The organism is Mesorhizobium sp. M0077 (assembly GCF_040322955.1).
GTDB lineage: Bacteria > Pseudomonadota > Alphaproteobacteria > Rhizobiales > Rhizobiaceae > Mesorhizobium.
Map to the genome: position 1 here is coordinate 255,210 of NZ_JAMYUL010000008.1, position 14,768 is coordinate 269,977.

At 61.3% G+C, this 14,768-nt stretch carries 12 protein-coding genes; 2 read left to right on the forward strand and 10 right to left on the reverse strand.

All coding sequences use genetic code 11. From position 1 onward, the window contains the following. Positions 1-28: 28 nt before the first annotated feature. A complete protein-coding gene (locus NKJ57_RS18020) occupies positions 29-1,570 on the reverse strand; it encodes an amino acid ABC transporter permease/ATP-binding protein (RefSeq protein WP_352511416.1) in 1,542 nt (513 codons plus the stop codon). Positions 1,571-1,664: 94 nt separating this feature from the next. Beyond that, positions 1,665-2,507 carry an ABC transporter substrate-binding protein gene (locus NKJ57_RS18025; RefSeq protein WP_023692311.1) on the reverse strand — a complete coding sequence of 281 codons (843 nt, stop codon included), beginning with the start codon at positions 2,505-2,507 and terminating at the stop codon, positions 1,665-1,667. 213 nt (positions 2,508-2,720) lie between these two features. Between NKJ57_RS18025 and NKJ57_RS18030 the strand changes: the two genes are divergently transcribed. After that, positions 2,721-3,815 (forward strand): LacI family DNA-binding transcriptional regulator, encoded by a 1,095-nt coding sequence (locus NKJ57_RS18030; RefSeq protein ID WP_023682773.1) that lies wholly within the window; start codon positions 2,721-2,723, stop codon positions 3,813-3,815. Positions 3,816-3,993: 178 nt separating this feature from the next. Here the strand turns inward: NKJ57_RS18030 and NKJ57_RS18035 are convergent, their stop codons facing one another. The 8 genes from NKJ57_RS18035 to NKJ57_RS18070 form a co-directional block, all read right to left on the reverse strand. After that, positions 3,994-5,412, reverse strand: coding sequence for an NAD(P)/FAD-dependent oxidoreductase (locus tag NKJ57_RS18035; RefSeq protein WP_352573740.1), 1,419 nt, complete (start codon positions 5,410-5,412; stop codon positions 3,994-3,996). Continuing rightward, entirely contained in the window at positions 5,409-6,272 is an 864-nt protein-coding gene (locus NKJ57_RS18040; protein ID WP_352511414.1) for a PfkB family carbohydrate kinase, read from the reverse strand. Before NKJ57_RS18040 ends, NKJ57_RS18035 begins: the two co-directional genes overlap by 4 nt. Further along, complete coding sequence (locus tag NKJ57_RS18045; RefSeq protein WP_023815130.1) at positions 6,269-7,123, reverse strand: sugar phosphate isomerase/epimerase family protein; 855 nt, start codon at positions 7,121-7,123, stop codon at positions 6,269-6,271. The genes NKJ57_RS18040 and NKJ57_RS18045 overlap by 4 nt, the downstream gene beginning before the upstream one ends. Positions 7,124-7,144: 21 nt before the next feature. Beyond that, on the reverse strand, positions 7,145-8,005 hold the full coding sequence (locus tag NKJ57_RS18050; RefSeq protein WP_352511413.1) for a carbohydrate ABC transporter permease: 861 nt from the start codon (positions 8,003-8,005) through the stop codon (positions 7,145-7,147). After that, positions 8,002-8,961, reverse strand: coding sequence for a carbohydrate ABC transporter permease (locus tag NKJ57_RS18055; RefSeq protein WP_352511411.1), 960 nt, complete (start codon positions 8,959-8,961; stop codon positions 8,002-8,004). Before NKJ57_RS18055 ends, NKJ57_RS18050 begins: the two co-directional genes overlap by 4 nt. A gap of 11 nt (positions 8,962-8,972) precedes the next feature. Beyond that, the gene (locus NKJ57_RS18060) at positions 8,973-10,295 is read right to left on the reverse strand and encodes an ABC transporter substrate-binding protein (RefSeq protein ID WP_352511409.1); all 1,323 of its coding nucleotides are present in this window, start codon (positions 10,293-10,295) and stop codon (positions 8,973-8,975) included. A 28-nt stretch (positions 10,296-10,323) separates the two neighbouring features. Then, on the reverse strand, positions 10,324-11,337 hold the full coding sequence (locus tag NKJ57_RS18065; RefSeq protein WP_352511408.1) for an SIS domain-containing protein: 1,014 nt from the start codon (positions 11,335-11,337) through the stop codon (positions 10,324-10,326). A gap of 172 nt (positions 11,338-11,509) precedes the next feature. Then, positions 11,510-12,532, reverse strand: a complete 1,023-nt coding sequence (locus NKJ57_RS18070; protein ID WP_023686868.1) for a LacI family DNA-binding transcriptional regulator — start codon at positions 12,530-12,532, stop codon at positions 11,510-11,512. A gap of 1,013 nt (positions 12,533-13,545) precedes the next feature. On the opposite strand from NKJ57_RS18070, the gene NKJ57_RS18075 reads away from it, so the two are divergent. Beyond that, the gene (locus NKJ57_RS18075; protein WP_023667744.1) at positions 13,546-14,625 is read left to right on the forward strand and encodes a LacI family DNA-binding transcriptional regulator; all 1,080 of its coding nucleotides are present in this window, start codon (positions 13,546-13,548) and stop codon (positions 14,623-14,625) included. The last annotated feature ends 143 nt before the right edge of the window (positions 14,626-14,768 follow it).

The following is a 14,768-nucleotide window of genomic DNA, read 5'->3' on the forward strand; positions in this document are numbered from 1 at the left end:
GCGGCCGTCTTGAAGGGCTCATGCGTGATCAAAGCACTTCGGCAAGGAAGTGCTTCAGACGCGGGCTTTTCGGCGTGTCGAAAATCGCGGCAGGCGTGCCGGCCTCGATGATGCGGCCTTCATCCATGAAGACGACCTGATCGGCGACCTTGCGGGCGAAGCCCATTTCATGCGTCACCACGACCATTGTCATGCCGCGCTGGCCGAGATCCGCCATGAGGTTGAGCACACCCTTCACCAGTTCTGGATCGAGTGCGCTCGTTACCTCATCGAACAAGATGACCTCCGGGTCCATCGCCAATGCACGAGCGATTGCCACACGCTGCTGCTGGCCACCGGAAAGGCTCCCTGGACGATGGTGTTTGCGGGTCGCAAGCCCGACGTCGGCAAGGCGCGCCTCGGCGATGCGCTCAGCTTCCTGTACAGGGAGCCCCTTTACCTTGGTCAGCGACAGCATGACGTTTTCGAGCGCGGTGTGGTCGGGAAACAGATTGAACTGCTGGAAAACCATGCCGACACGCCGGCGCAGTTTTTCAGGCTTCATCGCCAGGATGCTCGCACCATCGAGCAACACCTCACCGCCCTTGGGCTCGACCAGGCGGTTGAGGCAGCGCAGCAGGGTCGACTTGCCCGAACCTGATGGGCCGATCACGCATGTGACCGTGCCAGGCTTGACCGCCAGGCTGACGCCTTTGAGAACATCGAGGTCGCCATAGGCCATGTCGAGATCGGTGATGGCGAGACTGCCGCCCTTGAAGCGGGGCAGCGCTGAGCGGGCATCAGAGCCGGCCTCCGAAGGTGCACTGCCGGTGGCGCCCTCCAGTTCGCTCACTTCGGCCAGGCCGCTGACGACGAGGCCGGCCTTTTGCTTTCCGACCCGCAGCGAGTTGTCGATATAGTTGACCACATGGGTCAACGGCACGGTGATGATGAGATAGAACACGCCGGCCAGAAGCAATGGCGAGAGGTTTCCGGTGACCACTGCCTGGTCCTGACCGACACGGAAGATCTCGCGCTCCGAGGCGAGCAGACCGAGGAAGTAGACAAGGCTTGAATCCTTGACGTTGCCGATGAACTGGTTGACGAGGGCCGGCAAGACGCGGCGGATGCCTTGCGGTATCACGATCAGGCGCATCCCTTGGCCGTAGCTCATGCTGAGCGCCCTGCAGGCCTCCATCTGCCCGCGCTCGACGCTCTGGATGCCCGAGCGGAAGATTTCGCCGATATAGGCGCCGGCGATCAGGCTCAGCGCAAGAATGCCGAGCGGAAAGGGCGAAGGGCCGAAGATTTCACGGCCGATGCGGGCAAAGCCCTGGCCTATCAGCAGGATGGTGACGATCGCCGGCAGCCCACGGAATATATCCGTGTAGACCCGCGCCGGAATGCGCAGCCAGCGCGATTGCGAGATGCCCATGACCGCCAGGATCATGCCGAGGATGACACCCAGCACCGTCGACGCGGCGGCGAGGATCAACGTGTTCTTCAATCCGATGGTGATCATGCTGGGCAGCACGTCCGCCATGGCCTGCCAGTCGAGGAAACTGCGCCGCAGGTTTTCGAGCCAGTTCATTCGCCCCCCTTTCGGTTGCGCTATTCACATCGTCCGCATCAAGGACGGCGGCGTAATCCGGCCGCCGGCATGAGAGCCAGCGGCCGGGTACGGTCTACTTCTTGGGAAGATACTGGTCGGGCATCGGCGAGCCGGGGAACCACTTTTCATAAAGCGTTTTCCAGGTGCCGTCCTGCATGGCCGCGTGAAGGGCGGTGTTCAGCGCATTGCGGAGCTTGTCGTTGCCCTTGCGCAGGACGAAGCCGGCCGGCGCGTCAAAGGAAGGAATATTGACCGCGATCTTCAGGTTCGGATAGCGAACGCCATAGTCCTTGGCAGCCTCGTAATCGAGGAAGTGGGCATCCACGGTTCCGTTGTTAAGCGCCGAAACGGCGGAGTTGTTGTCGGGGAATTTGACGAGATCGGTTCCGACAAAATTCTTCGCCGCGTAGATTTCCTGGAGCGTGCCTTGCACGACGCCGAGACGTTTGCCCTTGAGCCCGTCCGCCGACGTGATCGCCTTGTCGGCAGTAAGCACGGACAGATAGCCTGCGATATACCCGTCGGAAAAGTCGACGGTCTTCTTGCGTGCTTCCGTCGTGCCGATTGCCGCGACCGCGACATCGAAACGCTCGTTTGCAACCGAAGGCATCAGCGCCGAGAATTCCTGGCCGGTGAAGATCACCTGGTCGGGCTTGAAGCCAAGGCGGCTCGCGACGTTGCGGAACAATTCGATGTCGAAGCCGGTGAACGACCCATCGGCCTGGGTGAAAGCGTAGGGTTTGGCATCGCCCATGGTTCCGACGCTGATGACCTTCGCATCAATGAGGCCATAGGGATTGTCATCCGCGGCGGCCGCTCCTGAAACCAGCCCGGCGCCGACGCACATCGCCATAAGAGCCATTGCGCCGGTTCTGACCGGGCACATCAACGACTTGAGAATTTCTTTCCTGCTCATGTCTTTCTCCACTCTGAAGGTCTGTTCTTGTTGGTATTTCCGTCGAGCCGCCATCTGGCGCGCCGACATGCCCTTGCCGAAATCACGGTCCGTCACGCCTCTCGGCTCCACTCCTTTTAAAGAGACCGGTCTCATATTGCGTGAGACCGGTCTCTTTGTTAATCGTTATCGCCACGTTGACCTCCCGTCAACAACTCTTGTAGTCGTCATCCGATGAAAAGAACCGCCCCCAAGACCCCGTCGATAACGGTCAGCGACGTCGCCCGCGCGGCCAATGTTTCGAAAGCGACAGCCGCGCGCGTGCTCGGCGGATACGGCGTCGTCAGCGAAATGATCCGCGCGGAAGTCATGGCCGCGGCCAAGGCCTTGGACTATCGTGCGAACGAGCTCGCCCGCAGCATGACGACCGGCCGCTCCGGCATCATCGGCGTGGTTGTCGGCGACATCGAGAACCCGTTCTTCAGCCTCGCGGTACGCGGCATCAGCGACGCGGCAAAGGCAGCCGGGTTCAACGTCATCCTGGCCAATTCCGGCGAGAAGATCGAGGCGGAAAAGGCGGCCGTGAAACTGCTCATCGGCAAGCGCGTCGACGGGCTGATCGTCACGCCGTCGGAATCGCGCGACATCGCGCACCTGCGCGATATCCACCGCTCGGGCCGACCGCTTGCCCTGCTGGATAGGGCGCTGGCAGATCTGGATGTCGATACGGTCACGACCGACGATCGCGGCATCGCCATGCTGGCGACCCGCTTTCTAGCGGATGCCGGCCACCGCAACATCGCCTATGTAACCGCGGTCGACGCCGAAGGGCACGAGTACCGGGATCTCGGGCAGATCTACACCTCGTCGGTCCGTGAGCGCATCGACGGTTTCCTCACCGTGTGCCGAGAGGCCGGACTTGATCGGCCAGAACGCTATGTTCGCCTTGGCGCGACAAGCCCCACCGAAACGCGCAGGGTTGCCGGCGAGATGCTGTCGGCGCCGGATCGGCCGACGGCGATCCTCGCCTCCGACAGCGTCATTGCGCTGGAGATCTTCAAGGTGACCCGCGAGCGCGGCCTGCGGGTTCCCGACGACATTTCGCTCATCACTTTCCATGATGCGGACTGGACGAGCGTCACCACGCCGCCCATCACCGTTATCGACCAGCCCGTCTACGCGCTTGGCAAGAGCGTCGCGGAATTGCTCATCCGACGATTGAAGGGAGATTCCCGCCCGGCGGAAAGGCTCGTTTTGCCGACCGCCATCATTGCACGCGGATCCGTTGGCCCGCCCTCAAATGGAAAGCCGCAAGTGCGCCAAGCATAGGCGTGACGGCGGTACGGCCCACATGAATACGTTAGAACAAGGTCGACGCACTCCGCTTTAAGAATGTACGTCAATGAAGCCCAGCAAACACCCTGATCGCAATGCCGCGTCCACCGTCATCGGGACGGCACGTGCCGGCTCATGGTTTGAAGAGCGTGACGATGAGCCAGATGCCCGGCTAATTCTTGCGCCTGCCTGGCTTCAGGGCCGCCACAAGATTGGTGATCCTGCCCGCCTTGCGGTTGCGGATCTCGGCCTCGTTCTTGCGGCCCACCGCCGCGCGGACAAGTCTGGCGCCGAGATAACGCAAAGGCTCGGGCGGCAGCGACATGCGCCGCTTGATGCCGACCAGACCGCTTTCGCTCCAGCGATCCTTTCGCTCGAGCACCAGGCTCGCCAGAATGCGTCCGGCTATCGGCGTCTGCGCGATGCCGGTGCCGTTGAATCCCATGCCGTAGAAGATATTGGGATGATCGCGCAGGTGGTCGAAGACAGGAACGTGTTCAGGCACGCAGTCGATCGGCCCCGACCAGTCATATTCGATCGCCACACCGCGCAGCGAGGGGTAGACCCGATGCAGCTCTCGCATATTGTCGCGGCCGTGCTCCGGGCTGCGGTTGAAGCTGGCGCCCAAATTTCCACTGAAGGCGACGTTGCCGCTGCCACGACCGAAGACCACCCTGCCCCCGATGGTGCGCTGGTAGTAGAGCACCTGGGCCTGGGAATCGCATATCGAGGCACCGTCGCGCCAGCCGATGCTGTCGAGCAGTTCGGGGACGGCGGCAGTGGCAATCACCTCGCTGCCGACGACATAAAGATGCCGTCGCAGTTCCGGCAGCGCCGAAAGCCAGCCGTTGGCGGCAAGCACGATTTTGTCAGCCCGTACCGCGCCATGCGCCGTGCGCACCGTGCATGTCATGCCCGGTTCGATGGCGAGGACCGGGCTGCGCTCGTGGATGATGACGCCGCGTGTCAGTGCCAGCTTGCGCAATCCGATGGCAAGTTTGGCGGGATGGACCGTGCCGGCAGTGGTCTCGACGACGCCGACATAGGAGGCCGATGAACCGGTGCGGCGTTGAATGTCCTCGGCCGTCAGCGGCCTGAAACGGTTTTCTCCAACAGCTGCCGTCAAGGCCACGGCGGTCTCCCAGGCGCCTTCCTGCGCAATGGAGCTTGCGGTCCACAGCCATCCATCCAGCCTCAGGTCCATGTCTATGGTGCCGTTTTGCTGCAGGGTCTTCAGCTCCGCGATCGATGCCACCGTGTCGGCGCACAGCAGGCGCGCTTCCTCGAGACCGACGACCGCACTGATCTGGTCGATTTCGGCGAACCATGAATGGACCTGACCGCCGTTGCGCCCCGAGGCCCCCGATCCGCACAGATCGGCTTCAAGGATCACCACCCGCGTTTGCGGCGCCAGCTCAAGGATCCGCAGCGCCGTCCACAGACCGGTATAGCCGCCACCGACGATCACCACGTCGGCGCGCTCGTCGCCTCGCAATGGCTCGGTTGCGGGGGCGGCGGCAATGTCCTGCAGCCAAAACGACCGGTCAGATGCAAGCGCGACCGCAGGCTGCCGCAAACGAATTGTACTCACGCTTGGGCTCCCTGCGCATCGACAATGAAGCTGGCATATTTGGCTGGCAGCCAATCGGGTATCGGACGCGCTCTCTGGGGAAACCCGCCAAGATGGGTGCAGGTCTGCGCCGCCGCGATCGACGCCCTGTGCAATGCCTCCAGGGCGCCGAGGCCGCCGAAATGGAAGCCGGCGAGGAAAGTGGCAATGAAACTGTCGCCGGCGCCACACGTATCCACGACATCGACAAGCGTCGCCGGCGCATGCACGACATTCGTGCCATCGTCGAAGTAGGAGCCGCGTCGACCACAGGTCAAAACTACCTGCCTTGCGCCGGCCGCCCTGAGCGCGCCCAGCGATGGCTCGATGGGAACATCGACATCGTCCGGTCCGGACGCAAACAAAAGCGGGACACCATCGAGCGGCAGCGCCATATGGGCGGTCGATAGATCGATGCTGAACGGCACATGGTCCGCCACCAATCGTTGGACAAGGTGCTTGTTGGCGTTGGTGCCGAGATGCACCCAGTCGGCCGCGGCGATGACCGCATAATGCGCGGGCAGCGGCATGAAGTTTTCGCCCACACCGAAGGATTCGTGCAGGAACTTCCGGTCGCCGGATTCATCGCGCAGCAAGGTGACGGCCGTATCGCCGGGACGCCGTTCGACGTCGTCGGGGGATAGGCCGGCACCTGCCAGCTCGGCAAGCACCACGTCGCCTTCGGGATCGTTCCCGACGGCGCCGAAATAGCGCGCGGACCAGCCGTTGCGCCGCCATTGCGCCGCGACATTCAAGGCGTTGCCGCCCACCGTCATCAAGTTGTTGGTCAAATAGGCATCAAGGCAATTGTCCCCGACCGCGATAAGCTTCTTCGACCTCATGCCGGCACCGTTGCGCAATTGAGGTATGGCGCGATGGCGCCAAGGCAGCGTGTCCAGGCTTTTACCGGATCGAGCGCGTAGGAGCCGTTGCCGAACGGCTCGAAGGTGAACTTTCCGGCATAGCCCAGGCGCGCGAGCTCGCTGACATAGTGGCCGAGCGGCAGCGTGCCATCCCCCCACACCAGATGCCCGCCTGGCGTGCCGTCGACCAGATGGACATGCGCCAGCCGCGAGCCGAACAGGTCGACATAGCCGGCCACGGTGTCGCCGGCCGTGGCCATGGCGACAGTGTCCAGCACGACGTCGATGTTTTCAGCGCCCACCTCGTCCAGCATTTGGCGCAGGCCTGCCGCATCATTGACGAGGTTGCTCTCGAACCGCTGCAACGGCTCGAGCAGGCAGCGCACCTCGTTTGCGGCGGCATGCCGGGCGATCTCGCCGATCGCGTCGACCGCGCGGTCCCATGCCGGTTGCCGGGATTGGCTCTCGTAGCCCCGGCCGGGCGTCAGGAAGAGACAGCGGGCGCCAAGCGCCGCGCAGATGTCGGCTGCACGGCAAAACCGCTCGATGCTGTCCTGGCGCAGTGCGGCGTCGCCGGAGGCAATGTTGATTGGATACAACACCTGCTCAGGCGTAAAGCACCAGGCCGACAGCTCGTTGTCGGCGAGTATCCGGCGAACGGATTCGACACGCGCGTCCGTGGCGTGGAACAGGTCCAGATGCTGGGCAATCCCCCACAGCTCGATCTCGCGCAGGCCAAAGCCTCGGATCGTCCTGGCGACCTCATCCAAGGGGAAGTGCTGGAAGCTGAAATTGGCTCCGATCAGCTGATGAGCAGCGAGCTGCGGCATGAAGGCTCCTTTCGGGAATTGTTATTTGCCGATGCCTTCGGCCAAGCCACGGATGAAGTAGCGTTGCGCGGCAAAGAACACGATCACGATAGGCAGCGCCGAGATCGTCATGGCCGCGAACACCACGGCATAGTTGGTCCCGTGCGTTGCCATGATCGACGTCAGTCCGACCGGCAGCGTCTGCACATCCGAGCCGCTCGTGAAGATCATGGCGAAGAGATATTCGTTCCAGGCGAACAGGACGTGCAGGATGACGCAGGAGATGATTATCGGCCGGCACAGCGGCAAGGTAATGCGCCAGAAGATCTGACCCTCGCTGGCGCCATCCATCGTCGCCGCCTCGTCGATGTCTTCAGGCAGATCCAGCATGTAGGCGCGGATGAGGAAGGTGGTGAACGGCACCCGGAACGCCGTGTAGAGAATGATCAGCGCCCAGTAGGTGTTGTAGAGACCGAGCGCCTGCAACATCTTCACCAGTGGAATGATCGCCACTGTGGGGCTCAGCATCAAGCCGCCCAGAACGATGGCGATAACCAGCGGCTTTGCCGGCATCTTCGTGCGGGTCAGGCCGAAGGCCGTCCAGGCGCTGATCAGGACGGTGCATATGGCCGAAGCGACGGTCACCAGCACCGAGACTGTCACGTAGCCACGCACGCCCTGGTTCCATGCCTGCATGTAATTGTTCCACGACCAATGGGTGGGCAGGGCGAAGGGATCGCCGAAGATCTGCGCATTGTCCTTGAAGCCGCTCAGCGCCATCCAGATCAGCGGATAGATTACGACGACACCAAGGCAGACCAGGAACGAATAGAGCAATGTCCTGGCGATGACCGACCACACATTCACGTTCCGGCTGCGACCGGCTGCGACCATCGCACTCATAGCTGCACCCGGCGGCGCTTGGTGTACCAGAGCTGTGCCGCACCTGTGAGCATGGTCAACATGAAGATGACGGCGGCGATCGCCGCGCCATAGCCGAAATTGTCCTCGATGAAGGCCTTCTGGTAGAGCCACGTGCCCAGCACCTGGCTGCTGTTGTTGGGCCCGCCTGCGGTCATCACCATAACCTCGTTGAACACCTGGAACGCGCCCGTGATGGTGACGATGATCATCAACCCCGTCATTTCCCGGGTGAGCGGAAAGGTGATGCTCCACAGGCGGCGAAGCGGACCCGCGCCGTCGATCGTTGCGGCATCGTAGAGGTCGCGCGGGATCTTCTGGATGGCAATGGCGAACAGCAGCGTCGAATAGCCAAAACCCTGCCATTGGCTCATGGCGATGATGGCATAGATGGCGGTGTGCTCATTGCCGAGCCAAGGCATGACGAGCTGGCTCAGTCCAACACGGCTGAGCGCGGCATCCAGCAAGCCGATCTGCGGCTGGTAGATGAAATAAAACAGCAGGCCGGTCACTGTGATCGAGATTGCCGACGGCACGAAATAGACGGCGCGCCACAGCCGGCGCCAGCTTTCGCTTTTCAGGTCCTCGATAATGGCCGCCAGCAGGAACGCGCCGAAGACCTGGAAGATGACGGAGATGAGAGCGTAGAGGCAGTTGTTCCACAGCGCCAGCAGCACGACCGGGTCGTGCTGCAGCCGGTCGTAGTTGGCGAGGCCGACATTGGTGACCTCGCCGGTGTAGATGTCCTGGTCGGTGGTGCTGACGGTGAAATTGTCGACGATCGGATAATAGACGAACCAGCCGATGAGGATGAGCGCGATCGCCGCCCATCGCAACGACAACAGGTTGGCGAAGCAGGCCCGCCGGCTCTTTGGCCGTTGCGGCCTGGCGACGCCGATGTCGGCGCCGCTGTCCACTGTGTCCGAGGCCCTTGCCATGCTCGCCTGCTTTATTTGGCCGCGGATGCGGCTTTGCGCACCTCGTCCATCACTTGCTCGGGCGTCATCGAGCCGCCCGCCAGCGCCTGCAGGCTGGACAGCCAGACGGCGGCGACGCGCGGTGGGTTGGCCGTATCCAGCCAGGGCATGAGGTATGAGGCGGCGTTGATATCCTTGAGGCCATCGACCACAGCCGCGCTCATGTTCGATTCCGAGGCGCCGCCGATGGTGGCGCTCGGCTGGCCATAGGGTGGCGCAGACAAGACCTGCGCATTTTCCTTCGAGGTCACGAACTTCATGAAATCGATCGCCAGCGGGATGTTCTTCGATGCCGCATTGATCATGTAGCCCTCCGGCGCGCCCTCGATCGACCTGGCGTCACCCTTGGCGCCGGCGGGCACCGGCAGCCGGAAGAATCCGAAATCGGCGGGCTTTAACGCCGACTCCGGCGTGGCGGCCTGATCGAACTCGATGATTTCCTGGTAGTACATGGCCGACTGGGCGTTGGTGAAGGCCTGGAGAGCCGAGGCATAGGATGTGCCGTTGACGCCGGCGCCATCGGTGCAGCGCTCGACAAGCTGGCTGAACTGCTTGAGTGCTGCGACATAGCCTGGATCGCTGTATTGGGCGGTGGCCGGATCGAAGTCGCGTTCCAGCGTTGCCTGCGGCACGTTGTAGGCGAGCAGCTGGCCTGCAAAGTGGATCGCCGGCCAAGCCTCCTTGTTGCCGAAGGAGATCGGTGTCACGCCGGATTTGCGGATGGCGTCGCAGCTGGTCAGCAAGTCCTCGAAAGTGGCGGGTGCCTTGAGGCTGAGCTTGGCGAAGATCTGCTTGTTGTAGCCCATGAACTTGGCATCCTGGTAAAGCGGTATGCCATAGAACTTGCCGTTGTATTGGAACGCCTTGACGGCGGCTTGAGACAGCGACTTGCCCCACTCGGTATCGGCAGCAATGACGGGCGTGAGATCAACGGCGCGATTGCCGCGCACGAAATTGCCACCCCAGCTGCCTGTCCAGGAGAAATAGATATCGGGCAGCGAGTTGGAAGCGACCAGCGTCTTGGTCTTGCCCTTCACGCTGTCGTCGCTCTCCTGGATAAGTTCGACCTTCACATCCGGATGGAGCTTCTCATAGGCCTGTGCCAGGTTGACGAAATAGGGCGACAGCTGTTGCAGCCCGAACTTGGTCAGGACCGAAAGCGTGCCGGTGTATTCCACCTTGGCGTTGGGGTCGGCCGTGACAGCCGGCGAAGCGGCGGAACTGCCGCTTATCGACAACCCCAATGATGATACCGCGGCCACCGTGACCGCCACGATTTGCAGCGAACGTTTCATGGATAGCTCCTTCAGAGGTGAGAGGGGATCAATATTCCACGCGTTTGTAGTAGCGACGGGTGGTCAGCGGGTGGTTGCGCAGCACCTCGAGATGGGCGCTCAGCCGCTCGAGCAAGGTGGCGAGCAGAACCGGCGAGATCATGCCGCGGACCTTTGCGGAGATGCCCGGCAACTTGACCAAGGCCGCGTCCAGCGTGCGAACGCGGTCCGTGTAGCGCTTGGCGAAGTTCTCGACCCGGTCGGCCAGGGGCCGAAGGGCATCTTCGCCCTTGAACACGAAAACGCTGACGCCCGGCTCGACCAACTCGAGCGTACCGTGGAAGAAGTCGGCTGCGTGCACCGGGCGGGTGCGAATCCACTGCATCTCTTCGAGGATGCACATGCCGTAATAGTGTGCCTCCGGCCACACCGAGCCGGCGCCGGTGAAGATGTGATAGGTATCGTCCTTGATTGTCTGGGCCAGTTCGGCCGCCCTGTCCTCAAAGGCAGCCTTGGCGTCGGCAAGCAGATCCGGCAGCAGTTTGAGTTCGGCGACAGTGCCATCAAAATCATCATATTCGCCGCGCTCTTCCAGCAGGGCCAGGACGATCAGCAGCGTCTGCATGTAGAAGGATTCCGACGAGGTGTCGTCTTCGGCGAAGTTCGTGAAATTGTGGTCAGCCTCCCGTGCGATTGGCGTATCCGAATGGCCGGTGAGCGAAATCGTGCGCACACCACGTTTTTTCAGAAAGGCCATGAGCTCGACGCCTTCCTTGGTCGTGCCCGACAAGGACGGGATGACCACCACGGTCTTGCTGTCGAGACCGGCGGGCGGATCGATCACGACCTGCGCCGGATAGGCACCGCTCACCGGGAAGGTGGAACAGCGCTGCGCCAACTCGATCGCGGGCAAGGTTAGAAGCTGCACGCCGCCGGTGCCCATGAAAAACAGCCGCTCGACGCCATCTGCCAGCAGTGTGCGCATGAGTGAGCGAACCTCACCTGCGACGGCGACGGCCCCGCTTTGGATCTTCACGAAGCGGTCCCTATCGAAGTTCAGCATGACGTTTTCCTTGTATTTCGCATGTTACAGGCCTCTAGCCCGCCTTAGGCGTCGGTGGGCCGTCTAGCTCGCTTCCCGATGTGAGATCGATCTCACAAGCAATAATGGGCACGCAATTTCGCCAATGGCAAGTCCTTTAGACGAAATTCTCCGAAATCGAGGGGTTTGCTCTTTAGCGCACAGCGCGCCGGGCAACCGATCCGCGTACGATCAAGCGGGTCTGAAATCGGGTACGGCGCGGTGCAACCTTTTTGCCGGCAAGCCGCTCCAGCAGGTATCTGGCGGCGAGCGGTCCGATCTCGGAGATGGGTTGCGCCACGACCGTTATCTGCGGATCGGTGAACGTGGCGAGGTTGAAGTCATCGAAGCCAACCACCGACACATCATGCGGAATCGAGAGCCCCATTGAACGCAGGCCAAGAAGCGCGCCTTGCGTCATGAGGCTGTCCACCGTGAACAGTGCGGTCGGGCGATTGCGCCGGCTGAACAGGCGGATCGTGGCTTCGATGGCGTGCTCGACGGTCGAGCGCGATACGCCGATGAGCGCTTCATCGATTGCGATCCCATGCGAGTGGAGCGAGTTTTGGTAGCCAGCCAAGCGTTCCTGTGCCGTAAAGATGCGTGACTCGTCGCGCAAAAGACCGATCCGGTGGTGACCGTTGCCAACCAGATAGTCCACTGCCTCGCGTGCCCCGCCCTCGTTGTCGACCACGACGCTGTCGCATTGCAGGTCCTTTACCACGCGGTCGATGAGCACGATCGGCGCGCCTTCGCGGGCCAGTTGCACAATATGCTGGCTGTCGGTTGCAGACGTTGGGGCAAGGATGAAGCCGCGAATGCTGAGCGAGCGAAGGCTCTCAAGCAGTTCTTTCTCCTGTTCTACATTCTCCTCGCTGCTGGCAATCAGAAGATTGTGGCGGTGCTTGCGCAGTTCCACCTCTATGTCGTGCGCGATTCGGGCGAAGAACGGATTCTGGATATCGCCGGGCACGAAGCCTATGATCGGCAATTGTCCGCTGCGCAGCGCCTGCGCGACGAGGTTGGCCCGATAGCCCAGCCTTTCGGCTGCCTCAACCACGCGGAGCGCCGTCTCGTCGCCAACGTAACCATAGCTGTTGAGCGCCCGGGCGGCCGTGGCGCGCGACACCTTAGCCGCTGCGGCAACGTCCTTTAGTGTGATTCCTTTCTGGGCCACAGGTAACCGTCCTTCTTGGATCTGAACATTGCGTCAGATCATTCTCGGCTCGTCTTGCCGGCATCGTTGTGCGGCATATCGGACGATTCTCAAACTGCGAACATAGCTTTCGCAACTCCTTGCCACCTAATCGAGATACGCGCGCTGTTTGGCTATCTGGAAATTTGATCCACGAATGCACCTACATGTTGTGCAGTCAGTTCATTGCCTTGCACTGCCAGCATACGGCAATGAGTTCACGCCATGGTCCAGGCGGCCTCCCTGGCATCGATCACAACACCGATGGAGACGACTAGCCTTGCCGCCAAACTCGTCCAGCGATTGGAGGCGAGCTTTCAAAAAGGTCGAGCCAGACGCTCAAGGCCCGCTGCACGGAGAGCCACAGGCCGGGAGACTCTGAGCAAATCGGGAATCTGAGTCGCTTGCTCTGAACCGTCGGCATCATGCTGCTAACCGGTTTTGATCCTCCGGGGCTCCGCATTGGCAATAGCGACGAAAATGCTGTCGAGCAGACCCTTGTCGCGGAAGGAACTTGCCAAGCAAGGGCACCTCGGCCAAGTACGCAAACAACGCCCGGAGACGAAGGCGCATCCGGCAGCACCCTTTTGGGGCCAGATAGAGACTCAGAAACCCAAAACTTTCATCTTCCCGCTATTGAAACGGAGGACTCGATCGTGACGCGTGCGCCCGACCATCGCCAACGGTGGGCTCCAAACTGATCGAAACTTCTCGTCGACCTTTGCAAGGTGATTGATCATCGGGGAGACCAAAGCCGAAACACTGGGGTTGGTGTCTCCAGTGACGCTGAACGAAGCTTCAGGGAAAATCCCAAATCTGCCGATTTCCCTGGCGCTGTCATTGCAACGATCGAGACAATCAGGGAGACCGGACCGGAGGCACGAGAGGCCGCGTCCTTCCGTGGGGTCGCTCCTCCAAACCGTTTGACGCAATTTAGAGATGTTGCCTTGACCCCGCACTAGCGTCTACTGCATCTGCTAGTAGGAGCGTCACGAATGGCGAGAAAGTCTGTCCGACGCAAGTCAACGATTTATGACATCGCGGTGGCGGCAAAGTTGTCCCCGACAGCGGTTAGTCTCGTCCTCAATGGCTCGTGGCAACAGCACCGGATCAAGGCGGAAACCGCAGCGACCATCCTCGATTGGGCTGAGCGGCTTGGCTATGCTGTCAACCTCAAGGCACGAGGATTGCGGCTTTCCCGATCCGGGCTCGCTGGAATGATCTTGCCACATTACCGCAATCGCTTCTTCGCCGGATTGGCCGAAGCCTTTGAAGCGGAATCCCGCGTCCACCGCTTGTGCCCGATCGTCGTCAGCACCCATCGCAATCCTGATAACGAGTTGAGTGTGACGGAAACCCTGCTGGCCCAGCAGGTGGAATTTCTCTTCCTTGCGGGCGTTCGTGACCCCGATCCGCTGAATGATCTGTGCCGGGCAGCGGGCGTCCGGTGCATCAACATCGATCTGCCAGGCCGCCGGGCTCCCTCAGTTGTTTCTGACAACTACGGGGGCGCCAAGGCGCTCACAGAGATCATTGTTCAGAAATTGAAAGAACGAGGGGGCTCCACCGAAGATCTCTTCTTCTTTGGCGGGGTCAGCGATGATGACGCAACACGTAGCCGTTTGCTGGGTTTTCACGATGCGCTGGCAGCGCATGGGATTGTTACGGGCCCGGGCACGATTGACTGCTGCGGATACGCACCGACCAACGCTGCTCGGTCTCTCGCTGCACGATACGCTCAGCTTGGGCATCTGCCCTCAGGTATGTTCGTCAACGGCGTGACCGCTCTTGAAGGAACATTGCGGTTCACTTCGACACTAGCCTCAAGTGAGCTTGGACGGGTTGTTGTCGGAAGCTTCGACTGGGATCCATTCGCGGCGCATTTGCCCTTCGATGTGACCATGGTCCGACAGAATGTCGAGGTGATGATTGCTGAAGGATTTTCGCTTCTCGAGAATTATTCGATAGACCACTTTCCGCTGGTGACCGTACCGACCAGCTTTGGGCGAACCGGAGAGCATGACGGCGCCCAAGAAGATTGGGATTCGGCATCCAAATCGAGCATCGACCACTAGCAATTCTTGTCACGAGACATCGTTGCAGAAGTTCAACTCCGGGTAGTGTGCTGAGAGTTCTGCAAATTCGCTGAGAGGGGGCGGTCATGGCAGGCTGGTGATTGTTCACGTCACCTGATTCCCGCGAAGGAACGCCACCATGA